Source organism: Clavibacter michiganensis, assembly GCF_021216655.1.
Lineage (GTDB): Bacteria > Actinomycetota > Actinomycetes > Actinomycetales > Microbacteriaceae > Clavibacter > Clavibacter michiganensis.
The window spans coordinates 435,688-456,743 of record NZ_CP080437.1; the positions used below are offsets into that span (position 1 = coordinate 435,688).

The 21,056-nt window shown below is 73.9% G+C and carries 23 protein-coding genes; 10 read left to right on the plus strand and 13 right to left on the minus strand.

Annotated features, from left to right (window positions below; translation table 11 throughout):
• Window positions 1–11: 11 nt before the first annotated feature.
• Window positions 12–1,277: an ROK family protein gene (locus tag K0V08_RS02010; RefSeq protein ID WP_079532673.1), complete on the minus strand. Its 1,266-nt coding sequence runs from the start codon at window positions 1,275–1,277 to the stop codon at window positions 12–14.
• A 171-nt stretch (window positions 1,278–1,448) separates the two neighbouring features.
• On the opposite strand from K0V08_RS02010, the gene K0V08_RS02015 reads away from it, so the two are divergent.
• On the plus strand, window positions 1,449–2,588 hold the full coding sequence (locus K0V08_RS02015) for an iron-containing redox enzyme family protein (protein ID WP_012037950.1): 1,140 nt from the start codon (window positions 1,449–1,451) through the stop codon (window positions 2,586–2,588).
• A complete protein-coding gene (locus K0V08_RS02020; protein ID WP_012037951.1) occupies window positions 2,585–2,887 on the plus strand; it encodes a CDGSH iron-sulfur domain-containing protein in 303 nt (100 codons plus the stop codon). Before K0V08_RS02015 ends, K0V08_RS02020 begins: the two co-directional genes overlap by 4 nt.
• Before the next feature lie 16 nt (window positions 2,888–2,903).
• Here the strand turns inward: K0V08_RS02020 and ypfJ are convergent, their stop codons facing one another.
• The 10 genes from ypfJ to K0V08_RS02070 form a co-directional block, all read right to left on the minus strand.
• Entirely contained in the window at window positions 2,904–3,815 is a 912-nt protein-coding gene (gene ypfJ / locus K0V08_RS02025; RefSeq protein WP_079532676.1) for a KPN_02809 family neutral zinc metallopeptidase, read from the minus strand.
• Between the two features lie 41 nt (window positions 3,816–3,856).
• Window positions 3,857–4,477 carry a DNA alkylation repair protein gene (locus K0V08_RS02030; protein ID WP_128516946.1) on the minus strand — a complete coding sequence of 207 codons (621 nt, stop codon included), beginning with the start codon at window positions 4,475–4,477 and terminating at the stop codon, window positions 3,857–3,859.
• The gene (locus K0V08_RS02035; protein WP_012037954.1) at window positions 4,474–5,487 is read right to left on the minus strand and encodes an NAD-dependent epimerase/dehydratase family protein; all 1,014 of its coding nucleotides are present in this window, start codon (window positions 5,485–5,487) and stop codon (window positions 4,474–4,476) included. The genes K0V08_RS02030 and K0V08_RS02035 overlap by 4 nt, the downstream gene beginning before the upstream one ends.
• 113 nt (window positions 5,488–5,600) lie before the next feature.
• On the minus strand, window positions 5,601–6,116 hold the full coding sequence (locus K0V08_RS02040; protein ID WP_012037955.1) for a DUF2017 family protein: 516 nt from the start codon (window positions 6,114–6,116) through the stop codon (window positions 5,601–5,603).
• The gene (clpS, locus tag K0V08_RS02045; RefSeq protein WP_079532679.1) at window positions 6,113–6,487 is read right to left on the minus strand and encodes an ATP-dependent Clp protease adapter ClpS; all 375 of its coding nucleotides are present in this window, start codon (window positions 6,485–6,487) and stop codon (window positions 6,113–6,115) included. The genes K0V08_RS02040 and clpS overlap by 4 nt, the downstream gene beginning before the upstream one ends.
• An 88-nt stretch (window positions 6,488–6,575) precedes the next feature.
• Entirely contained in the window at window positions 6,576–7,274 is a 699-nt protein-coding gene (locus K0V08_RS02050; RefSeq protein ID WP_012037957.1) for a response regulator transcription factor, read from the minus strand.
• On the minus strand, window positions 7,271–8,587 hold the full coding sequence (locus K0V08_RS02055; protein WP_228510680.1) for a sensor histidine kinase: 1,317 nt from the start codon (window positions 8,585–8,587) through the stop codon (window positions 7,271–7,273). Before K0V08_RS02055 ends, K0V08_RS02050 begins: the two co-directional genes overlap by 4 nt.
• A 23-nt stretch (window positions 8,588–8,610) precedes the next feature.
• Window positions 8,611–9,450 (minus strand): ABC transporter permease subunit, encoded by an 840-nt coding sequence (locus K0V08_RS02060; protein WP_012037959.1) that lies wholly within the window; start codon window positions 9,448–9,450, stop codon window positions 8,611–8,613.
• Window positions 9,447–10,382 carry an ABC transporter ATP-binding protein gene (locus tag K0V08_RS02065; RefSeq protein WP_012037960.1) on the minus strand — a complete coding sequence of 312 codons (936 nt, stop codon included), beginning with the start codon at window positions 10,380–10,382 and terminating at the stop codon, window positions 9,447–9,449. The genes K0V08_RS02060 and K0V08_RS02065 overlap by 4 nt, the downstream gene beginning before the upstream one ends.
• A gap of 129 nt (window positions 10,383–10,511) precedes the next feature.
• On the minus strand, window positions 10,512–11,717 hold the full coding sequence (locus K0V08_RS02070) for an aminotransferase class I/II-fold pyridoxal phosphate-dependent enzyme (protein WP_079532682.1): 1,206 nt from the start codon (window positions 11,715–11,717) through the stop codon (window positions 10,512–10,514).
• A 72-nt stretch (window positions 11,718–11,789) separates the two neighbouring features.
• Here K0V08_RS02070 and K0V08_RS02075 point away from each other — a divergent pair, with 72 nt between their 5' ends.
• From K0V08_RS02075 to K0V08_RS02105, 7 genes are all read left to right on the plus strand, one after another.
• Window positions 11,790–12,455 carry a hypothetical protein gene (locus K0V08_RS02075; RefSeq protein WP_227335166.1) on the plus strand — a complete coding sequence of 222 codons (666 nt, stop codon included), beginning with the start codon at window positions 11,790–11,792 and terminating at the stop codon, window positions 12,453–12,455.
• Window positions 12,456–12,805: 350 nt separating this feature from the next.
• Window positions 12,806–13,354, plus strand: coding sequence for a hypothetical protein (locus K0V08_RS02080; RefSeq protein ID WP_228510681.1), 549 nt, complete (start codon window positions 12,806–12,808; stop codon window positions 13,352–13,354).
• Between the two features lie 224 nt (window positions 13,355–13,578).
• Window positions 13,579–15,114, plus strand: a complete 1,536-nt coding sequence (locus tag K0V08_RS02085) for a S1C family serine protease (protein WP_079532688.1) — start codon at window positions 13,579–13,581, stop codon at window positions 15,112–15,114.
• A 150-nt stretch (window positions 15,115–15,264) separates the two neighbouring features.
• Complete coding sequence (locus K0V08_RS02090; protein ID WP_012037965.1) at window positions 15,265–16,338, plus strand: glycosyltransferase family 2 protein; 1,074 nt, start codon at window positions 15,265–15,267, stop codon at window positions 16,336–16,338.
• The gene (locus K0V08_RS02095) at window positions 16,335–17,156 is read left to right on the plus strand and encodes a CDP-alcohol phosphatidyltransferase family protein (protein WP_012037966.1); all 822 of its coding nucleotides are present in this window, start codon (window positions 16,335–16,337) and stop codon (window positions 17,154–17,156) included. The genes K0V08_RS02090 and K0V08_RS02095 overlap by 4 nt, the downstream gene beginning before the upstream one ends.
• Window positions 17,153–18,028, plus strand: coding sequence for a glycosyltransferase family 2 protein (locus tag K0V08_RS02100; protein ID WP_079532690.1), 876 nt, complete (start codon window positions 17,153–17,155; stop codon window positions 18,026–18,028). The genes K0V08_RS02095 and K0V08_RS02100 overlap by 4 nt, the downstream gene beginning before the upstream one ends.
• Window positions 18,029–18,125: 97 nt before the next feature.
• Window positions 18,126–19,412, plus strand: coding sequence for a hypothetical protein (locus tag K0V08_RS02105; protein ID WP_079532693.1), 1,287 nt, complete (start codon window positions 18,126–18,128; stop codon window positions 19,410–19,412).
• A gap of 46 nt (window positions 19,413–19,458) precedes the next feature.
• Here K0V08_RS02105 and K0V08_RS02110 read toward each other — a convergent pair whose 3' ends face one another.
• Window positions 19,459–20,208 (minus strand): hypothetical protein, encoded by a 750-nt coding sequence (locus tag K0V08_RS02110; protein WP_012037969.1) that lies wholly within the window; start codon window positions 20,206–20,208, stop codon window positions 19,459–19,461.
• 154 nt (window positions 20,209–20,362) lie between these two features.
• Here K0V08_RS02110 and K0V08_RS02115 point away from each other — a divergent pair, with 154 nt between their 5' ends.
• Complete coding sequence (locus K0V08_RS02115) at window positions 20,363–20,686, plus strand: helix-turn-helix domain-containing protein (RefSeq protein ID WP_012037970.1); 324 nt, start codon at window positions 20,363–20,365, stop codon at window positions 20,684–20,686.
• On the opposite strand, the gene K0V08_RS02120 is transcribed toward K0V08_RS02115, so the two are convergent.
• A complete protein-coding gene (locus K0V08_RS02120; RefSeq protein ID WP_012037971.1) occupies window positions 20,676–20,987 on the minus strand; it encodes a hypothetical protein in 312 nt (103 codons plus the stop codon). The genes K0V08_RS02115 and K0V08_RS02120 overlap by 11 nt on opposite strands.
• Window positions 20,988–21,056: the final 69 nt, after the last annotated feature.

Below are 21,056 nucleotides of genomic sequence, written 5' to 3' on the forward strand. Positions count from 1 at the left end.
AGCGCGGGCGGCTAGCCCCGGATGAGCATCGCCGACGGACGCGGCGAGAACGCGTTGTCCAGCACGAGGCACGCGGCGCCCACGGCGGCGACGTCCTCGCCGACCGCCGACTCGACCACCCGCACGGGGTGCTTGGCGATGAGCGCGGGGGACCGCCGCACCTCCTCGGGCAGCGTCTCGAGCACGAGTCGCGCGATGGGGTGCCAGAAGGGCCCGCCGCAGACGACCTCGTCGACGTCGAGCAGGTTGACCTGGATCACGATGGCGCGCGCGAGGTGGCGGGCCGCGGCCTCCACGATCCGGCGGGCGGGCCCGTCCTCCGCGTCCGCGCGGGCCGCGAGCGCGTGGAAGGCCTCGCCGATCAGCCGCATGTCGACCGCGTCGCCGCTCGCCGCGGACTCCGCGAGCGCCGCGTCGGACACGTCGCCCGCCCCGAGCACGCCGCCCTCGACCGCCAGGCGCACGAGCGCGTGCGGGGTGATCAGCTCGCCCACGCAGCCGACGCGCCCGCACGTGCAGCGCCTGCCGCGCGAGGCGACCATGATGTGCCCGGCGTCCCCGGCGTTGGAGCTGGCTCCCCGCACGGGCTCGCCGCCGAGCACGAGCCCGGTGCCGAAGCCCGTGCCGTAGTACACGAACGCGAGGTGGCGGCGATCCCCGGGGCCGAACCACAGCTCGGCGACGGCCGCCGCGGTCACGTCCTTCTCGAGCAGCACCGGCAGGCCGGTCGCGGTGCTGAGGGCCGAGCGCAGCGGCACGTGACGCCAGCGGGGGAGCATCGGGGGATCCAGCACGAGGCCCGCGCCGACGTCGATGGGGCCAGGCGCCGCGAGTCCGACGCCGAGCACGGCCTGGCGGTCGACCCCCGCGTCGGCGATGAGCCCGTCGACGAGCCGGGCCACGAGCGCCACCACCTCGTCGGGGCGGGACGCGGACGGCGTGGGGCTGCTGACGTGCCGGAGCACCGTGCCCTCGAGGTCGAGCAGCACGGAGGTGATGACCGCGGGATCCACGTGCACGCCCACCGCGAAGCGGCCGTCGGCCACGAGGTGCAGGAGCGTGCGCGGCTTGCCGGGCCCGCGGATCACGGTGCCGCCCTCGCGCACGAGCCCCTCGTCGATGAGTCGGCGGGTCACGTTGGTCACGGTCTGCGCGCTGAGGCCCGTGCGCTCGGCGACCTCGGAGCGGCTGGCGCCCTCGGCCGCGCGGCGCACCGCGTCGAGCACGACGGTGCGGTTGTAGCCGCCGATGGCGGGCAGGTTGGTGCCGCGTCGCATGGGCACCTCCTCGCGTGGGCCTCGCCCGCCGGGCGCGGGCCTCCCCGCAGTATCCCGGATGCGCGGACGGCGGCCGCATCGTGCTCGGCGCGGGCGACATGCCTCACCGCTGTCCGGGGGAGACCGCGACACGCCCGGCCGCGCCGGCCGGGGGCGGAGGAGGGTGGATGCATGACCGATCTGCTCGCGACCGCCCACGAAGCGGCCAGCACCCTCCCCTCGCCCCTCCCCGCCGCGCGCGGGCCGCTCAGCGCGGCGCTCCTCGCCGACCTCGTCGCGGGATCCTCCTCCCCGGCCGGGACGGGATCCGCCGCCGCCGGCACCTCCCGCGACGCCCGGGCGATCGCCTCCGCCCCCGACCTCGCGGCGCTCGCCGCGGAGGCGCTCGCCGCCACGGACGACGTGGTCCGCGACGACGACGTCCAGCTCTCCCTGTTCTGCCTCTACGAGCTGCACCACGCCGGCCTCGAGGGGGTGGACGACGACCGCGAGTGGGACCCGCGGCTGATCGCCGTCCGCGGGATCCTCGAGCGCGCGTTCGAGGCCGCCCTGCGCGAGCGCATCGCCGTTCCCGAGCGCCCGGAGCCGACGTCCGCGGGCGTCGCCGCCGCGCTCTTCGCGCTCACCTCGGCCGACTCCGGTCCGTCCCTCTCGCGGTTCGTGGCGCGGAAGGCGAGCGTCGAGCAGCTCCGCGAGTTCCTGGTGCAGCGCTCGATCTACACGCTCGGCGAGGCCGACCCGCACTCCTGGGCGATCCCGCGACTCCGCGGTCGCGCCAAGGCCGCGCTCGTGGAGATCCAGGCCGACGAGTACGGCGGCGGCCGACCCGAGCGCGTCCACGCGACGATCTTCGGCGCGACCCTCCGCGGCGTCGGCCTCGACGAGCGCTACGGCGCGTACCTCGACGACGTGCCCGCGATCACGCTCGCGTCCTCCAACGCCATGTCGCTGTTCGGCCTGCACCGGCGCCTCCGCGGCGCCATCGTCGGCCACCTCGCGGCGTTCGAGATGACGTCGAGCGTGCCCAGCCGCCTCTACGCGAGCGGGATCCGCCGCCTCGGCTTCGGCGACGACGTCGCCTGGTACTACGACGAGCACGTCGAGGCCGACGCCGTGCACGAGCAGATCGCGGCGCACGACCTCGCGGGCGGGCTCGTCGAGTCCGAGCCGGAGCTGCTCGACGACGTGCTGTTCGGCGCGGCCGCGTGCCTCGAGGTCGAGGGCTGGGTCGGTGCGCACGTGCTGGCGAGCTGGCAGGCCGGGCGGTCGTCGCTGCGCGAGGGATCGACGGCCGCCGTGGTCGCCGCGTGAGCGCGCCGTCCGCGGGTGACGCGGCCGCGCCCGTCCCCGGCGCGCCCAGCGCCGCCGCCGTCCCCGCGCCTGCCCGGTCGTCCGCCTCCGAGCCGGCGCGGATCATCGCGTACCCCGACGGGCCGCTGCTCGTCCGCGGCGACTTCGAGATCGTGGATCCCGAGGGCCGCCCGGTCCCGCGGACGCGCAGCACGGTCGCGCTCTGCCGCTGCGGCGTCTCCTCGATCAAGCCCTACTGCGACGGCACGCACCGGCTGGTCGGCTTCCGCACGGATCCGCCCGCGCCCGGCGCGGAGTGACGGCGGCGCGCGCGGCCTAGAGCGCGCTGCCCGGCACCGAGAACGTGTCGCACGCCGTGGGGCCGCCCGCGCGACCGGCCTCGAACCAGCGCTGGCGCTGCTCGGCAGATCCGTGCGTCCAGGTGTCCGGATCCACCCCGCCGCCCGACTGGGCCTGGATGCGGTCGTCGCCCACGGCGGCCGCGGCGTCGAGCGCGTCCGCCACCTCGGCCGCGGACACGGGCTCGAGGAACGCGGTCCCCGTGTCGTCCCGCACCTCGGAGGCCGCGCCGACCCATGCGCCCGCGTAGCAGTCGGCCTGCACCTCGAGCCGCACGGAGTCGGAGTCCGGTCCCGTCCCGCTCCGGTCGGCGCGGTCGAAGGCGCCCGACAGCTGCTGGATGTGGTGGCCCCACTCGTGCCCGACGACGTACATCTGCGCGAGCGGCCCGCCCGAGGCGCCGAAGCGCGTGCGCAGCTCGTCGAAGAACGTGACGTCGACGAAGAGGCGCCGGTCCGGCGGGCAGTAGAAGGGGCCGGTGGCGCTCGTCGCCTCGCCGCATCCGGTGCTCGTCGCCGCGGAGAACAGCGAGAAGTCCGGTCGCGTGTAGTCGGCGATGCCGACCTCGGCCGCCGCGGTGCTCCAGTACGTGTCGAGCGAGTCGGCCGCGCCCGCCATGCGGCACTCGACGCTCGCGTTCGCCTCCGCGCCGGTCGTGCAGCCCTCGATCGCCTCGTCCTGCTCCTGTGACGACCCGGCCGTCCCCGAGCCGCCCGCCCCGCCCACGAGCTGCGACAGGTCGACGCCCGTGAACTGCTGCACGAGGATCACCGCGACCACCACCAGGAGCCCGCCGCCGCCGGCCGCGATGCCGGTCGTGCGTCCCCTGCCGCCGCGACGCCGTGTGACCTTGCTGCTGTCGATGCGGGCGTCGTCGTCGAAGGTCATGTCCCGAACGTACCCGCGGGGAGCGGGGGCGTCAGGCGAGATCAGGCCGCGTCTCGCGCACGACCTCCCGCACCCCCCTCGACCGCCTCGCGCACCACGTCGTGCCCGCCGCGAGGAGCCGCCTGCGCGGTGCGGGCGCGACGGAGGAACCCGTCCCAGTCGCCGCCGCCGGCCCGGAGCGGTCGCGTCGGCGCCAGCAGGGCGGCCCGGCGGAGCCACACGTCCCCCTCGCCCGCCCAGCGGTCGAGCGCCTGGTCGGCCCGGGTGCGCGCGGCACCGGCCAGCCGCTCGACGAGCGGACCGACGACGTCGAGGGCGAGCGGATCCACGAGCGCGCGCAGCCGCGCGTCCCGCACGAAGCCCTCGATGCGCGTCAGGTCGCCGTTGTCGAGGCGGTCGACGTGCTCCTGCAGCAGCACGACGGCCGCGAGGCGCTCCTCGTACACCCGCGATCGCCACAGCTCGGACGCGAGGGCGACGGCCTCGTCCCGGGTCATGCCCGGCCGCCGCCGGCCGAGGTCGCGGACCGTCCCGCGCACGGCACCGACGGACGCACCTACGAACTCCAGGTCGGAGCGCAGCCGCTCGCGCTCCGCCTCGGCGCGGTACCACGCGCCCTCCCGCTCGAGGGCCGCCGCGACGAACTCGGCGTCCCTGGTCATCCGGCGAGCGGTGCCGAGCCCTCGCGCCCGCTGCGGTGCACGAAGGCGCGGCCGAACTCGACCAGCACCTCCTCCGCCGTGTGCGTCGGCACCCAGCCCAGCACCTCGCGGGCGCGATCGGTCGACATCACGGGCACGTTCGCGGCGATGTCGATCCAGCCCGGATCCGTCCGCTGCACGCGCAGCCGCCAGCTCGCCGACACGAGCGCGCGGAGCGCCGGGAGCGGCACCGTCACGACGCGCGCGTCGAGCAGGCGGCCGACGAGCGCGGGATCCACGACGGGATCCGCAGCGACGTTGAACGCGCCGGGCGCCCGCCGCTCCACCGCGCGCCAGAACGCGTCCGCGACGTCCTCGTTGTGCACCACCTGCGACACCAGCTCGCGGGGGAGCGGCAGCACCGGGGTGCGGGTGGCCAGTCCCAGCCAGCGCGTGGGGATCCAGCGCCCGAGGAAGAGCCCGGCGATCTCCGCGGCGGCCTCGTCGTGCATCACGAGCCCGGGTCGCATGCGCGTCACCACGACCTCCGGGTGCGCCTGCTCGAACGCGTCCATCGCGCGCTCGTTCTCGGCCTTGTGCCGGGAGTAGTGGGAGGTGTGGATCCCGCCGGTGGGCCAGGTCTCGTCCCGCGGCCGGTCCTTGGGCGCCGCGCTGTACGCGCCGACCGACGAGGCGACGACCACCTGCGCGACGCCCGCCTGCGCGACGGCCTCGAGCACGTGCGCCGTGCCGATGACGTTGGTGCGGTGCATCACGCGCTCGCGGTGGTTCGGCTGCAGCGCCCATCCGAGGTGGATCACCGCGTCGGCGCCCCGCATGGTGGCAGCGAGCCCGGAGACCGCGCCCGCCGCGCCGATGTCGGCCAGGCGCCAGGTGACCTCGGAGTAGGGCTCGAGGGACGCGTCGGGCATTCGCCGGGCGACGCCCACGATCTCCGCGCCCGCGGCGTGGAGGCGGCGCAGCACCCCGGTCCCGAGGTTCCCGGTCGCTCCGATGACGACGACGCGCATGCTGCTCCTCTCCTGCGGACGGGACCCGTCGGGCCGGCTGATCCGCGGGTCCCCTCCATCATGCTCGCCGTCGGTCGCCGCCGAGCCGGCCGGCGGGCGGCGCGGGCCGATGCTCAGCGGTCGACGGCCTCGATGAGCGACCCTTGGGCGAACGTCAGCCAGTCGTACAGGCTCGCGCTCTCCTGCGGTGCGCCGTCGCGCCAGCCGTCCGCCTCGTCGATGCGCAGCGGCACCGAGATCGCGAGCCGCAGGTCGTTCAGCGTGCGGAGCCAGGCCTGCGCGCCCATCGGATCGAGCACCACGAGGAGTCCGCGTCGGCCGGCTCCGCGCGCGTCGGCCTCCGCCAGCGTCGCCTCGACCGCGGTCGCGTTCGCGGCCTTCGCCTCGCTGAGGTCCGCCGCCGTGAACCGCCGGAACTCGGCGGAGGCCTCGATGTCGTCCGGGTACGCGTCGGGCAGCAGGCGCTCGACGACGGGGGAGGGTGCGGCGCCGTCCGTGGCGCCGCCGGGCGCGGATCCCTCGTCCAGGATCCCGCGGAGCTCGCCGAGCAGGCCGCGCAGCATGGCGACCTCGTGCGGCTCGAGGTGCGCGGCCACCGTGCCGTCGGGGCGCGCGCGGAAGGCCCTCACGCGTCCACCCGCTCGAGCGTGGCCCACAGGCCGTAGACGTGCATCGCCAGGACGTGGCGCTCGATCTCCTCGCGGATCCCCGTCGCGACGACCGCCCGGCCGTCCTCGTGCACGCGGAGCATGAGCTCGTCGGCGCGCTCGCGGGGGAAGCCGAAGTAGCTGCGGAACACGTACGAGACGTAGGTCATGAGGTTGACGGGATCGTTCCAGACCACGCAGCTCCACACCGGCGGGGTCGACGCGCGCTCGAGCAGGCTGGTGTCGGATACCGTGCGCGTGCCCGACCCGGGGTCGCCCGCGGGCGGGTCGGCGGCGCGGCGAGCGGCGGGGAGGAGGCGGGAGGCCCGCGCGTCCGCGGCGGTGGTGGTCATCGCGCTCCTGTGGGGTCGTCCCGGCGAGCGGCCGGAGCGTCCATCCTCTCCCGCCGGGCGGTTCGCCGGCGACCTCGTTCGCGCCGCGTCATGCACCGGGCCGCACGAGTCCGCAGTCGTACGCGAGGATCACGGCCTGGACGCGGTCCCGCACCTCGAGCTTCGCGAGCACCCGGCCCACGTGCGTCTTCACCGTCGACTCCGACAGGTACAGGCGGCCCGCGATCTCCTGGTTCGTGAGCCCCTCGGCCAGCGCCGTCAGCACCTCCAGCTCGCGCGCGGTCAGCGGGCGCAGGCGCGGGTCGGCGGCGCCCTCGCCCGTGCCGGCCGCGCCGCCCGTCGCGGGCATCGTCGGGCCGAGCAGCTCGATCATGCGCCGGGTGACCCGGGGCGAGATGGCGGCGTCGCCGTCGGCGACCGCGCGGATCGCCTCCATCAGGTGCTCGGGCCGCGTGTCCTTCACCAGGAACCCGCTCGCGCCGGCGCGCAGCCCGGCGAACGCGTACTCGTCGAGGTCGAACGTGGTCAGCACGATGACGCGCGTCGCCGGGTGCCGGGCGACGATCTCGGCGGTGGCGTCGATGCCGTCCATCCCGGGCATCCGCACGTCCATGAGCACGATGTCGGGGGCGAGGGCGCCCGTGCGCTCCACGGCCGCGCGGCCGTCGGCGGCCTCGCCCACCACCTCGATCCCGGGCTCGGCGTCGAGCACCATGCGGAAGCCCATGCGCACGAGCGCCTGGTCGTCCACGATGAGCACGCGGACGGGGGTGCTGCTGTCGGTCATCGGTCCTCCTGGGCGCGGGTGGTGCGGTCGATGGGGTCGGCGGTCCGGCGCGCGTCACCGGGACGCACGTCGTGGAGCCCGCTGGGCATGGTGGCCAGCACACGCCAGCCGCCGGCCTCGCGTCGTCCGGCGGTCGCGGTGCCGCCGTACACCGCCATGCGCTCCGCGACGCCCACGAGGCCGCGGCCGCTGCCGGGGACGGGCGGCACGACGGGGCCCGTGAGGTCGTCATCCGTGACCTCGACGATGATCTCCTCCGGCCGGTGGTCGAGCTTCACCTCGACCCGGTCGGCGTTCGGCGCGTACCGGAGCACGTTGGTCAGCGACTCCTGCACGACGCGGAAGACGGCGAGCTGCCGTCCCGGGTCGTCGGGAGGCGTGCCCGTGCTGGTGAAGCGGACAGGGAGGCCGGTGGAGCGGAACGAGTCGACCAGCGCGGCGAGGTCGGCGTGCCCGGGCTGGGGCGCGCGGAGCGACGGCGGGACGGCGTCGCCCGCGCCGGGCTCCTCGGCGAGGACGCCCAGCATGCGGCGCATCTCGGACAGGGAGGTGCGACCGGTCTCGGCGACCTCGCGCATCGCGTCGCGGGCGAGCTCCGGTCGGGCGACGGCGCTCGCGGCCGCCCCGTCGGCGAGCGTCACCATGACGGTGATCCCGTGGGCGACGATGTCGTGGATCTCCCGCGCGATCCGCGTCCGCTCCGCCGCGGTGGCGAGCCGCGCCTGCTGGTCGCGCTCGCGGGCGAGCTGCACGGCGAGGTCCCGGAGCGCCTCGACGTAGCGCTTGCGCCCTCCCACGTTGATGCCGATGAGCGTCGCGATGAGCGGGAGGATCAGGTTGATGAGCAGCATGGTGGCGATCGACAGGGCCATGGGCCCCTCGCCCGCCGTCGACGGCGCGACGACCGCGATGAGGACGGCGACGCCGCCGAACCCGATCCACGCGTGCCGGGCGGACCCGTAGACGGCCAGCGCGTAGAGCGCGAGCGGGACGGCGCCGCCGTCGAAGGCGCCGGACACGAGGGCACCCGCGGCGGCCGCCGCCCCCGAGACGGCGAGGACCGTCACGGGCCGGCTTCGGCGGAGCATGAGGGCGACGCCCGTCAGGACGCTGAGCGCTGCCAGCACCACGCCTCCGGCGAGACCGGGGGATCTGCTCCCGACGACGGGGGCCGCGCTCACCGACAGCAGCGTGAACGCGATGGCGATGACCGCGTCGACCGTTCGCGGGTGCCGGGCCATCCAGCCGCGGAAGGCGCCCGGCGGGGTGGGCAGGCGGACGCCGTCGGGCGCGGCGGTGTCCGCCGCGCCCAACGGCGCCCTCCGTCCCGCGTCGATCAGGCGTCCCGCTTCCGGGCGAGGATCATCGCGGGCACGAGGATCACGGCGACCCACCCGACCATGACGAGCAGCGCCTGCCAGAACTCGAGCTCACCGGGCGCTCCCGTGGCCATGCTGTAGAGCCGGTTGCCGGCGCTGAGCGGGAAGTACGGCGCGAGATCGGCGACCCAGTCGAGCACGCCGCCGAGCAGCTGGCCGACGATCGGCACGACGAGCACGAGGCCGACGAGGGCGCCGATCCCCGCCGCGCCGTTGCGCAGCAGCAGTCCGAAGCCGAAGCCCATCAGGCCGATGAGCACGACGAAGAGCACGCCGCCGAGGGCCGCGAGCAGGAAGTCGCCGTCCAGCACGTCGACCTCGGCGCCGGCGGACGCGAAGTACCCGCGGGCGATGAGGAGCGCGGCGGCCACCGCGATCGCGGTGATGACGAACGTCACCACCGTGTAGACGATCGCCTTGGCGGCGATGACGCCCAGGCGGCGCGGCGCGGCGCTGAAGGACGAGCGGATCATGCCGGTCGAGTACTCGCCGCTGATCACCAGCACGCCGAGCACGCCGGCGACGAGCATCGACAGGGTGACGCCGCTGAGCCCCACCTGGAGGAGCAGGTCCGTCGCGGGGACGCCGGGGAGGGACAGCTGCGTCCGGAGCTGGTCCACGACGAAGGGCGTGAAGAGCGCCGAGAAGCCGGCGAGCAGGAGGAAGACGAGGGCGAAGCACCAGACGGTGGAGCGCAGCGTCCGCAGCTTGATCCACTCGGAGCGCATCAGGCGGGGGAGCGTGGGCCGGCCCGTGGTCACCGGTGCGGGCGCGTAGGTCGTGCTGGTGGCGGTCATCGTGCGATCTCCTGCTCGGTCGTGCCGACTGCGGCGCTGTGGTACTCGACGTCGCCCTGCGTGAGCGACAGGTAGGCGTCCTCGAGGGACGCGGTCACGGGCGTGAGCTCGTGCAGCACGACCCCGGCGGACATCGCGGCGTCGCCGACCTGAGCGGCCGTGAGGCCGGTGATCTCGATCACGTCGCGCTCGACGCTGGTGACCACGACCTCCGGTCGCGCCACCGCCTGGCCGAGCTGGTCGGCGTGCGGGGAGCGGACGCGGACGATGGCGCTCGTGGCCCCGGCGACGACCGCCGCGACGGGAGCGTCGGCGAGCACGCGACCGCGCCCGAGGACGATGAGGTGGTCGGCGGTCTGCGCCATCTCGCTCATGAGGTGCGAGGAGAGGAGGACGGTGCGTCCCTGGCCGGCGAGGTAGCGGGTGATGTTGCGCACCCACATGACGCCCTCGGGGTCGAGGCCGTTGACGGGCTCGTCGAGGATCAGCGTGCGCGGGTCCCCGAGGAGAGCGACGGCGATGCCGAGGCGCTGTCCCATGCCGAGGGAGAAGCCGCCGACGCGCTTCTTGGCGACCGGCTGGAGGCCGGTCATCTCGATGACCTCGTCCACCCGCGAGCGCGGGATCCCGTGCGTGGCCGCCATCGCGAGCAGGTGGTTGTAGGCGGAGCGGCCCGTGTGGACGGCCTTGGCGTCGAGGAGCGCGCCGACCTCGTGGAGCGGGGCCTGGAGGTCGCGGTAGCGGCGGCCGTTGACGGTCACCGTGCCGGACGTGGGGCGGTCGAGACCCACGATCATGCGCATCGTGGTGGACTTGCCGGCGCCGTTCGGACCGAGGAATCCGGTCACCATGCCCGGCTGGACGGTGAAGCTCACGCCGTCCACGGCGGTCTTCGCGCCGTAGCGCTTGGTCAGGTTCTCAGCGACGATCATGCGCGCTGCCTCCTCAGGGTGGTTGCGCGGGCCCAGCGCCCGCGGAAGCAACGTTAGGGGCGGGGTTGTCGGGGGGCGTCCCCCCTCCGGCCCCCGTCTCGCGCGGGAGGCTGGTACCAGGGTGCCGGCTCAGGCGGTCCCTGTCGCCAGCGCGCCGAGCCGCCTCGCCGCCTCCTCGAGCACGTCGATCCGCTTGCAGAAGGCGAACCGCACGAGGGACGCGTGCTCCGCGGCGAGCGGCGCATGGCAGAAGGCGGACAGCGGCACGCCGACGACGCCGGCCAGCTCCGGGAGGCGCAGGCACAGCTCCCGGGCGTCGGGGAAGCCGAGCGGGGCCGCGTCCGCGACGATGAAGTACCCGGCGGCGGGCAGGTGGATGCGGAAGCCCGCCGCGGTCAGCCCCGCCGCGAGGACGTCGCGCTTCCGTCGGAGGTCGTCCGAGATCTCCGCGTACACCGCGTCGGGCAACGCCAGGCCGGTCGCGATGGCGGGCTGGAGCGGGGCCCCGTTCACGAACGTCAGGAACTGCTTCACCGCGAGGATCGCCGACACGAGCGGCGCGGGCGCGGTCAGCCAGCCGACCTTCCACCCCGTGGTGCGGAACGTCTTGCCGCCCGAGGAGATCGTCACCGTGCGCTCGCGTGCCCCGGGCAGCGTCGCGATGGGCACGTGGGGCGCGTCGAAGACGAGGTGCTCGTAGACCTCGTCCGTGACGATCACCGCGTCGTGCGCGACGGCCAGCTCGACCACGAGCTCCCGCACCTCGCGGCTGAGCACCGTGCCGGTGGGGTTGTGCGGGTCGTTGAGGAGGATCACGCGGGTGCGGTCGGTGATCACACGACGGAGGTCGTCGAGCCGGGGCTGGAAGTCGGGGGCGCGAAGCGGCACGGTCCGGTGGATCCCGCGGGCCAGCGAGATGAGCGCCCCGTACGCGTCGTAGAACGGCTCGAGCGTCACGACCTCGTCGCCCTCCTCGACCAGCGCGAGCAGCGTGGCGGAGAGGGCCTCGGTCGCGCCGGCGGTGACGAGGACCTCCGTGTCCGGATCCACGGCGAGGCCGTAGAAGCGCGCCTGGTGCGCGGCGATCGCCTCCCGCAGCTCGGGCGTACCGCGCCCGGGCGGGTACTGGTTCATGCCGGCCGAGATGGCGGCACGGGCGGCTTCGAGCACCTCGCGGGGCCCGTCCTCGTCGGGGAAGCCCTGACCGAGGTTGATCGCGCCGGTCGAGGCGGCCAGCGCGCTCATCTCCGCGAACACGGTGGTGCCCGGCATCCCGTCGGGCGTCAGCAGCATCGCCCCACGGGCCGCGCGCACCCACGCGCCGGGAATCCTCATGATCCCATCATCCCGCGCCTGCTCGTCCTCCACAGGCGGCGGCGCAGAACGCGCCCGGGATGGTGTGGAGCGATGAGGTCCGCGCTCCGCGACCCCGGCTACCTTTCCTGGACCCGCGATGCCCGGCGCTCTCGTGCCTGCCTGTTCGCGCGGGATCCGTACGGCCCGGGGGAGACGACCTTGAACGACCGACCGCGCATCCCCCTGCGACGACGAGTGGGAGCGGTCGCCGCATCGGCGGCCGTCATCGCCTCCTGCCACCTGCTCGCCGGATGCGCCGCCTCAACGTCCCCGGCGCCCACACCCGCCCCGACCCCGTCGCTCACGCAGGAGCAGCAGGACGAGGCGGAATTCCGGGATGTATTCATGCGCTACGTGAGCCTGGATCAGAGTCAGGAGACGGACGAGGTGCTCGCTGGCCTCCTCACCGGCGATGCCCTCGAAGGCGAGATCTCGTCTGTGCGTGACACCCAGGGGAAGGGCCAACACGGCGTCGGCAAGGCGACGGAGTCGGCCTTCGCGGTCACCAGCCACGGTTCGGACGCGCAGGGTGACTTCATGGTCGCTCAGGCCTGCCTGGACGTGAGCGGCATCCGAATACTCGACCAGAGCGGCAACGACGTCACTCCGAGCCGCGATGTCCGCCTATCGCTGCAGATGAAGGCCAAGAGGTCCACGGACGGCTTGTGGCGCATCAGCGATTCCCTCCGCAATGAATCGGTTCGAGCATGCGGGTGACGGTTGTCCTCGTCGCCGCTGCTGTCGCTTCATCCGTGGTGCTCGGGCTTCCCTCCTCCGCCCGAGCGTTCGCGGCTTCATGCGGGCAGTCGTCGGGAAGCGTGGGCAGCTGCGCGTCCGGTGAGATCGAGGGGAACGGCGTCTCGGTGAGGGCCCAAGATGGGCGCCCGCCCGAGTCGCAGCACTCGACCCTCGGAGGGGAATCGGAACCGCCCGCGATCACTGTCGTGACGCCGCTGGTGCCGCCTCTGGTGCCGCGGGGGCGGATGGCGGCGGATGTGGATGTGCCGTGCGCTCCGAGCGCGCGTCTGTCGGGTGGGGGTCAGTGTTCGGATGGGCAGCATGCGTTCTTGCCGCCGGCGAAGGGACCGTCGAAGCCGGCGGATCCGGTGCCGGTCGTGGCGGCGGTTCCGGCGGTGTCACTTGCGGATGTGGCGCAGTTCGTGCCGCGGGATGCGTCGATCCGGTCGCAGCCGAACGGGTGGGCGATCGTGGGGGCGCCGGTGAACCTGTTCACGGACGCGACGCCGCAGGTGGTGGACGGGGTGTTGCTGGGGCGTCCGGCGCAGGTGCGGTTCGTGCCGGTGTCGTTCGCGTGGGATCACGGCGATGGCACGTCGACGACGGTGGTGGGTCCGGGCGCGTCGTGGCGTGAGTTGGGACAGCAGGACTTCACCGCGACGGACACGAGCCACGTGTATCCGAGCGTCGGTGACCGGCAGGTGACCTTGACGATCGCGTACTCGCCCAGCTACCGGTTCGACGGGGGTGGGTGGCAGCAGATCGCGGGCACGTTGCCGGTGCAGGTCGGCCCGGTGACGATCCGCGTGCTGCAGGGGTCGACGGTGTTGGTCGGGGGTGCGTGCGGGGAGCGGGACGCCGGCCCCGGATGCCCGTGAGATTCCTCCGACAGCGCGCGGGGTCGCGGGCGGCGAGTCTCACGGCGTGACCGGCGGCAGGAACATCGTCGCCGCGTACGCTCGAGCCAGCTCGTGAGCTGAGCGTGTCCGGTCCCGAACCGCCCGTGCCTCCCGAGGTCCGGCGGCGGTGCCCTGTCAGGGCGGCCATAGGGAACGCCCAGACTCGCCCTGAATGCTGGCATGACCTGAGAGGAGCACCACCGATGACCGACACAAGCCACGGCGACGACGAGCACGAGGGCGGCCGCGAGGCAGCCGGCCGAGCCGAGGGCTCCTCGACGGGTGCGACGTCGTCCGATGCCCCTCAGTCGCGCGACGAAGGACCGGCCTGGCCGGCGCCCGCCGGCCCCGCGGCCGCGTCCCACCCCGCGCCGACCACGCCGGATCAGCGGGACACCCTCGCCTACGGAACGGCAGCACCGACCGACCACGCGGCGACCGCGCCTCTCGGTGGTGCTGCGGCGGCGGAATCCGAGCCGGTCGGCGACACCGCGACCGCTCCTCCCAAGAAGAAGCCGAACAAGGCACTGCCCCTCGTCGCCATGCTGGCCGTCGGGGCCCTCATCGGCGGTGCCGCCGGCGGTCTCACCACCTGGGCCATCGCGCACGACGACGCCTCGACCGAGTCGGTCAGCCAGTCCCCGGCGAACATCACGGTCAACGACCCGGACAACGCGACGCCCATCACGGCCGTCGCCGCCAAGGTGTCCGGCTCGGTCGTCACCATCGAGGTGGCCGGTGCGCAGGCCGGCGGCACGGGCTCGGGCGTCGTGCTCTCCAGCGACGGCTACATCCTCACCAACACGCACGTGGTGACGCTCGACGGCCAGACCGGCGACGCCACCATCCAGGTGAAGACCGCGGACGGGGCCCTCTACACGGCGAAGCTCGTCGGCACGGATCCCGTCGTCGACCTCGCCGTCATCAAGCTCGACAACGCGGGCGGTCTCACGCCCATCGAGTTCGCCGACTCGTCGAAGCTCAACGTCGGCGACACCGCCATCGCCATCGGCGCCCCTCTCGGCTTGTCCGGCACCGTCACCGACGGCATCGTCAGCGCGCTCGACCGGAGCATCCAGGTCGCGTCCTCGGCAGCCCCGGCGACACCGGGCGACGGCAGCCAGAGCGACGAGACCCCGTTCAACTTCTGGCCCTTCGGGAACGAGGGCCAGGGCGGCCAGGGCGGTTCCGGCGGCCAGGGCGGTTCGGGTGCGCAGGGCCAGGCTTCGGCGAACATCAACCTCGCGGTGATCCAGACCGACGCGGCCATCAACCCTGGCAATTCGGGTGGTGCGCTACTCGACGGCGACGGAAAGCTCATCGGCGTGAACGTCGCCATCGCGAACGCGGGCGGCACCAGCTCCACCGCCGGCAGCATCGGCGTAGGCTTCGCCATCCCGTCGAACCTCGCGAAGCGCGTGGGCCAGGAGATCATCCAGAACGGCACGGCGTCCCACGGGCTCCTCGGGGCGAGCGTCCGCGACGTCGCCAGCGGCGACTCGACGACCCCGGTCGGCGGCGCGTTCATCGCCGAGGTCCAGAGCGGTGGCGCGGCTGCTGCGGCGGGGCTGAAGCAGGGCGACATCGTGACCGCGATCGGCAGCATCCCCATCAGCAAGGCGAGCGACCTCACCGCTCAGGTGCGGGCCCTCGCCGGCGGCAGCGCTGCTGAGCTCACCGTCATCCGCGGTGGGCAGAAGCAGAAGGTGGACGTCACGCTCGGCACGCTGCAGCAGTAGTCCGGAGCGTCACGAGGGGCGGATCGGCTGGTGCCGGTCCGCCCCTCGTCGTCACCGACCGGCGGGCGACCGACGGGGAGGCTGGTAAACTCCTGCGAGGCTCGGCCCCCGACAGGCCCCGGCCGCACCTCCCTCAAGAGATCGGCTCAGATGGCGCATCACCCGCGACGAGACCCCGTCGCCGGCAGCCCCGGCGATCTCCCCGCCGTCTCGTACGTCATGCCGATCCTCAACGAGGCGGCCCACATCCGCGCCGCCGTCGACAGCATGATGGAGCAGGACTACGCCGGCGACTTCGAGGTCGTGCTCGCCCTCGGTCCGAGCACCGACGGCACGACCGAGGTCGTCCGGGAGATGGCACGGGCCGATCCGCGCATCACGAGCGTCGACAACCCCACGGGATCGACGCCCGGCGGCCTCAACGCGGCCATCCGCGCCACGCGCCATCCCATCGTGATCCGCGTCGACGCGCACTCGCTCCTGCCGCGCGACTACACGCGCATCGCCGTCGAGACCCTGCAGGCCACGGGCGCCGACAACGTCGGCGGTCTCATGTCGGCCGAGGGGCGCACGGCGTTCGAGAAGGCCGTCGCCCGCGCGTACGGCGCCCGCGTCGGGCTCGGCGGCACCGCGCATCACGTGGGCGGCAAGGAGGGGCCGGCGGAGACCGCCTACCTCGGCGCCTTCCGTCGCGAGCGTCTCGTGGAGGTCGGCCTCTTCGACGAGGGCGTGCGACGCGGCCAGGACTGGGAGCTCAACCGCCGCCTCCGGCAGAGCGGCGGCCTCGTGTGGTTCACGCCGCGGATGAAGGTCACCTACCGCCCGCGCTCCACGTTCCGCTCGCTCATCCGCCAGTTCTTCGCGACCGGACTGTGGCGCGGCGAGCTCGCGCGACGCTACACGCGGCAGAACTCCGTGCGGTACTTCGTGCCGCCGGTCGCCGTCGCCGGGGTGGCCGCGGGGCTCCTCCTCGGCACCGCGGGTCTCGTGGGCGCCGCGCTGGGGATGCCGGGACTGCGTCGCCTCGTCGGCGCGTTCGTGGTCCCCGGCGTGTACGCCGGCTTCGTGCTGGTGAGCACCGTCTCGGTGGCCTCCCGGGACGGCGCGGCGACGATGCTGCGGTTCGCCGCCGTCCTGCCGTCCATCCACTTCAGCTGGGGCACCGGCTTCGTCCTCGGCTTCCTCGAGCTCACCGACGACCTCGACGGGCACACGGGCCGATGAGCGCCGCTCCCGGCACCGGCGACCGCGGCCTGCCCTCGTCCATCGCGGAGCTGAGGCGGGTGACGCAGCCGCCCGAGGTGCGCCTGCGGGCCAACGCCGAGCACTGGACGGCGCACCTCTACCTCCGAGACCTCTCTCCGTACCTGACCTGGCTGCTGCTGCGGACGAGGATCAGCGCGAACGGGGTCACCGTCGTCATGATCCTCACGGGCTGGGCGGCCGCCGCCGTGCTCCTCATACCCGGCATCGCGGGGGCCGCCCTCGCGCTGGTCCTCGGCCAGCTGCAGATGCTGGTGGACTGCTGCGACGGCGAGGTGGCGCGCTGGCGCCGCACGTCGTCGCCGGTGGGCCACTTCCTCGACGCCGTCGGGCACTACTCCACCGAGACGCTGATCGCGCTCGCCCTCGGCATCCGCGCCGCCGCGTACCCCTTCGAGGCGCCGGGCGACCTGCCGTGGACCACCCTCGCGTTCGCCCTGGCGCTCGTGATCGTGCTGAACAAGGCGCTGAACGACATGGTCCGCGTTGCGCGGGCGTCGGCCGACCTGCCCAAGGCTCCCGTCGGCGCGGGCACGGTCGCGTCGCAGCACTCCCTGATCGCCACGGCGCGCCGCGTCGTGCGGTTCCTGCCCTTCCACCGCATGTTCCACTCGGTGGAGCTCACCATCGTGACCTTCGTCGTCGCGCTCGTCGGCCTCGTCGCGGGTCAGCCGGAGACCGACCGGGTGTATCTCGTCGTCCTGCTGCCGCTCGCGGTGCTGGCGCTCGTCGGGCACTTCGTGATGATCGTCACCTCGCGTCGGCTGACGTCCGCGTGACGGGCGCCGCCCCGCGCGTCGGCGTCGTCGTCCTCACCCAGGGGCGCCGGCCGGAGGGGCTGGCGGCGTCGCTCGCCTCGGTGCTGCGTCAGCAGGGCGTCGTCCTCGACGTCGTCGTGGTCGGCAACGGCTGGGATCCGGTGAGCCTGCCCGACGGCGTGCGGGGCCTGCACCTGCCCGAGAACCTGGGCATCCCCGCCGGGCGCAACGCCGGGGTCCCGCTCGTCACCGGCGAGACGCTGTTCTTCCTCGACGACGACGAGACCGTGCCGAGCGCATCGTTCCTCGCCGATTGCCTCGAGCTGATGCGTCGGAGCGACGACATCGCGCTCATCCAGCCGCGGATCGTCGATCCGACGGGTGCCGCTACGCCGCGCCGCTGGATCCCGCGCATCCGCAAGGGAGATCCGGCGAGCTCGAGCGCGGTCATGTCCGTGCTGGAGGGCGCCGTCGTCGTCCGCCGCGACGCGTTCGAGGCCGCTGGCGGCTGGGCAGGGGAGTTCTTCTACGCCCACGAGGGGATCGAGCTGGCTTGGCGCATCTGGGACCAGGGGCTCCGCGCCTGGTACGCGGGCGACCTCGTCGCCCACCACCCCGCCGTCGCCCCCACCCGGCACGCGGAGTACCACCGCCTCACCGCGCGCAACCGGGTCTGGCTCGCCCGGCGCAACCTGCCGCTGCCGCTCGTGCCCGTGTACGTGGGGTCGTGGACCGCGGTGCAGTTGCTGCGCTCCGCGCGGAACCGCGACGGGATCGGCTCCTGGCTGCGCGGCTGGCGCGAGGGGTGGACGACGTCGCCCGGGCCGCGTCGTCCGATGTCGTGGAGCACCGTCGTCCGCATGACGCGCGCGGGCAGGCCGCCCGTCATCTGATCGTGATCCGACCCCGCTCGGTCACGATCGCACACCGTTCCGCGCCCCCGGCCGGGGCGCGTCCGGAGGCACCCTGAGCGCTGGCTACGGTGGAGGCATGGGTCTCCTGAACGACGCTCGCCTCGGCGTGCGCGCTGTCCGCTCGCTGGTCCAGCAGCGCCGTGCGCGCGGGACCCTCCAGCGCAAGCTCGCGCTCCGCGCCCGCTCGCCGCGGGGCGAGTACCGCGTCGCCGTGTACTTCGCCGACTCGGCCGTGAACATGTACCAGATCCGGCAGTGGTACCGGCCGCTCGTCGAGCTGGCGCGCACGCATCCGGTCGTCATCCTGAGCCGCCACCCGAGCGGGGCGAACGCGCTCCTCGACGAGAGCCCCCTCCCGGTGGAGTACGTGCGCCGCGTCGCGGACCTCGAGCGGGTCATCGCGGAGCAGGACATCCGCGTCGTCCTCTACGTCAACCAGAACACCCGGAACTTCCAGATGATGCGGTACGGGCGCCGCTGGCACGTCTTCGTCAACCACGGCGAGTCCGACAAGATGTACATGACCACCAACCAGTTCAAGGCGTACGACTACAGCCTCATCGCGGGCGACGCGGCGCGCGCCCGTCTCGGCAAGGTGCTCTGGGACTACGACCTCGACCGTCGCGCGATCCCCATCGGCCGCCCGCAGGCCGACCACTACTCCGGTGAGCTGCCGTACGCGCCCGACGACCGTACCGTCGTCCTCTACGCACCCACATGGGAGGGCGACCGCGCGGCCGCCGCGTACGGGTCCATCGCGTCGCACGGCGTGCCGCTGGTGCGCGACCTCATCGCGACCGGGCGGCATCGGGTGGTCTACCGGCCGCACCCGCGGTCGGGCGTCGTCGATCCCGGGTACGCGCGCGCGAACCGGGAGATCGCCGCCATGCTCGAGCGGGCGAACGCGCAGGATCCATCGGCCCAGCACGTCGTCGACCGCTCGCGCGAGCTCGCCTGGCAGCTGTCCGCCGCCGACCTCGCCATCGTCGACATCTCCGCGATGGTCTACGACCGACTCGCCGCGGGGCGTCCGTTGATGGTGACGCGGCCGGTCCGGCCGGAGGCCCAGATCGACACCGACGGCTACCTCTCCGACTGCGAGTGGCTGACGGCGGAAGATGCGCGCGACATCGTCACCCGGCTGGACGCGCTGCAGCACGACGCGGCTGCGGATCGGCGGCTCGCCGCATGGGTCCGCCACTACTTCGGCGACACCTCGCCCGGCGCGGCGACCGCGCGCTTCCACGGGGCGATCGACCACCTCATGGGGGAGTGGGAGCGCCACGCGGCGCTGCACGCCCGGGACGGCGGCGACGGTCCGCCGTCCGACGACCAGGTCGACGACGAGGACGAGGACGCCTGAGGCTCGGCGGGGTGGGGCGACGACGCCCATGTCCCCGCGGGTCGCGTCAGCCCTTCGCGGCCTTCTTCTCGGCGACGCGGATCACGCGCGGCTTCTTCTCCGGCACCGCAAGCTCGTCCGGGAATCCTGCGGGAGCGGGTCCGAAGGCCTGACGGGAGCTCGCGACGATCTTCCTGCCCAGCATCCGGTTGCCGGCGCCGCCGATGACGGCCCCGATGCCGAACGGGACGGCGCGGCCTATGGCGCTCGCGCTCTGGTTCACCACGAAGCGCTTGATGAAGGCGCGCTTGATGCGGTCGGCGATGGGCCCGATCGCGAACGAGGGCAGGCCCGAGGTGATGGCGCGGCCCCAGTTGGCGTTCCGGTCGACGGGCTGGCCGGAGAACTGCCCCGTGAACTGCTGGATGACCTGCGCGCCCGGAGCGCCGAGCATCATCGTCATGACGAGGGCGCGGGCGCGGGCCGGATCCTCGACGGTGATGCCGTGCACCTCGGTGATGGACTGCGCGAACAGGGCGCTCGCCTCGAGGAAGCCGGCCGTCTCCACCCCCGTGAGCGCGAGGGACACGCCGGTGCCGACGCCGGGGATCACGGCGCTCGCTCCCACGGCCGCGCCACCGGCGGTGACGGCGGCGAGGAAGCGCTTCTCCAGGATCGCGATGATGCGGTCGGGTGAGGCGTCGGGGTGGCGGGCGCGGATCGAGCGGATGTGGGCGAGCACGACGGGGCGCTGCACGGACAGGAGACGATCGATGCCGGTGGCCACGGCCGGGTCGAGCTCGGAGGCGTCCTTCATCCTCCGAGCCTACGCGCGGCACCTGTGCCGTTCGTCCCCTCGTCGTCCAGCGGATGGAGGCGAGCGCGATCGACCTATCCGCGGAGGTGCGGGCACAAGCGCATGGGGCGTTGGCGCTCTGGTCATTCCTCCATGTGACGGATAAGCATGTGCCATGGTCACCACCGTCTCCGACGCCGCCGCCGAGTTCGGCTCCCGCGTGCGCGAGCAGCGCCAGCGCATCGGCATCAGCCAGGAGACGCTCGCGGAGCTCTCGGGCATCCACTGGACCGCCCTCGGCAAGATCGAGCGCGGCCAGCGGAACCCCAGCCTGCGCAACATCATCAAGATAGCGAGCGGGCTCGACGTGGACGCGGGGCTCCTGGTGACGGGCCTCACGGCGGACATGCTCCCGCAGGACGACGGGGACTCGCCCGCCGAGCTCATCCGTCTGGAGCGCGAGCGGGACCGACGCGGCACCACGCCCATCAGAAGCTGACCCGCCACAGGTACTCGCCCCCGTCCGGCCGGAACCAGCGCACCACGAGGATCGTGTCGAGCGCCAGGTCGTCGCCCCGGATCGTGGTGGACAGGCGCTCTGCCGGCCGCACCGTGACGGGCGCGCGCGACAGCATGGTGCCGGACCCGAGCAGGTGCAACGAGATGGCGTGCAGCACCTCGTCGCCGACGTTGACCAGCGCGAAGCGCGGCCGCTCGAGCGTGCGGTCGAAGTGCCAGGGCACGCGGTACGCGGGCTCGGGATCGGGGCGGATGGGCAGGGGCGGGACCGGTCGCAGCATGCGTGCACGGTAGGGGCGGCGTGCGACGTGCGGGGTCGCGGGCCTGTGGAAGGGAAGGGCTGGGGAGGA

What these genes read in the sequence shown, in the direction of transcription:
- K0V08_RS02010 (WP_079532673.1), bottom strand. Translation starts at nt 1,277, where the DNA reads ATGCGACGCGGCACCAACCTGCCCGCCATCGGCGGCTACAACCGCACC.
- K0V08_RS02015 (WP_012037950.1), top strand. Translation starts at nt 1,449, where the DNA reads ATGACCGATCTGCTCGCGACCGCCCACGAAGCGGCCAGCACCCTCCCC.
- ypfJ (WP_079532676.1), bottom strand. Translation starts at nt 3,815, where the DNA reads ATGACCTTCGACGACGACGCCCGCATCGACAGCAGCAAGGTCACACGG.
- K0V08_RS02030 (WP_128516946.1), bottom strand. Translation starts at nt 4,477, where the DNA reads ATGACCAGGGACGCCGAGTTCGTCGCGGCGGCCCTCGAGCGGGAGGGC.
- K0V08_RS02035 (WP_012037954.1), bottom strand. Translation starts at nt 5,487, where the DNA reads ATGCGCGTCGTCGTCATCGGAGCGACCGGGAACCTCGGGACCGGGGTG.
- clpS (WP_079532679.1), bottom strand. Translation starts at nt 6,487, where the DNA reads ATGACCACCACCGCCGCGGACGCGCGGGCCTCCCGCCTCCTCCCCGCC.
- K0V08_RS02050 (WP_012037957.1), bottom strand. Translation starts at nt 7,274, where the DNA reads ATGACCGACAGCAGCACCCCCGTCCGCGTGCTCATCGTGGACGACCAG.
- K0V08_RS02060 (WP_012037959.1), bottom strand. Translation starts at nt 9,450, where the DNA reads ATGACCGCCACCAGCACGACCTACGCGCCCGCACCGGTGACCACGGGC.
- K0V08_RS02065 (WP_012037960.1), bottom strand. Translation starts at nt 10,382, where the DNA reads ATGATCGTCGCTGAGAACCTGACCAAGCGCTACGGCGCGAAGACCGCC.
- K0V08_RS02070 (WP_079532682.1), bottom strand. Translation starts at nt 11,717, where the DNA reads ATGAGGATTCCCGGCGCGTGGGTGCGCGCGGCCCGTGGGGCGATGCTG.
- K0V08_RS02075 (WP_227335166.1), top strand. Translation starts at nt 11,790, where the DNA reads ATGAGGTCCGCGCTCCGCGACCCCGGCTACCTTTCCTGGACCCGCGAT.
- K0V08_RS02085 (WP_079532688.1), top strand. Translation starts at nt 13,579, where the DNA reads ATGACCGACACAAGCCACGGCGACGACGAGCACGAGGGCGGCCGCGAG.
- K0V08_RS02090 (WP_012037965.1), top strand. Translation starts at nt 15,265, where the DNA reads ATGGCGCATCACCCGCGACGAGACCCCGTCGCCGGCAGCCCCGGCGAT.
- K0V08_RS02095 (WP_012037966.1), top strand. Translation starts at nt 16,335, where the DNA reads ATGAGCGCCGCTCCCGGCACCGGCGACCGCGGCCTGCCCTCGTCCATC.
- K0V08_RS02105 (WP_079532693.1), top strand. Translation starts at nt 18,126, where the DNA reads ATGGGTCTCCTGAACGACGCTCGCCTCGGCGTGCGCGCTGTCCGCTCG.
- K0V08_RS02110 (WP_012037969.1), bottom strand. Translation starts at nt 20,208, where the DNA reads ATGAAGGACGCCTCCGAGCTCGACCCGGCCGTGGCCACCGGCATCGAT.
- K0V08_RS02115 (WP_012037970.1), top strand. Translation starts at nt 20,363, where the DNA reads ATGGTCACCACCGTCTCCGACGCCGCCGCCGAGTTCGGCTCCCGCGTG.
- K0V08_RS02120 (WP_012037971.1), bottom strand. Translation starts at nt 20,987, where the DNA reads ATGCTGCGACCGGTCCCGCCCCTGCCCATCCGCCCCGATCCCGAGCCC.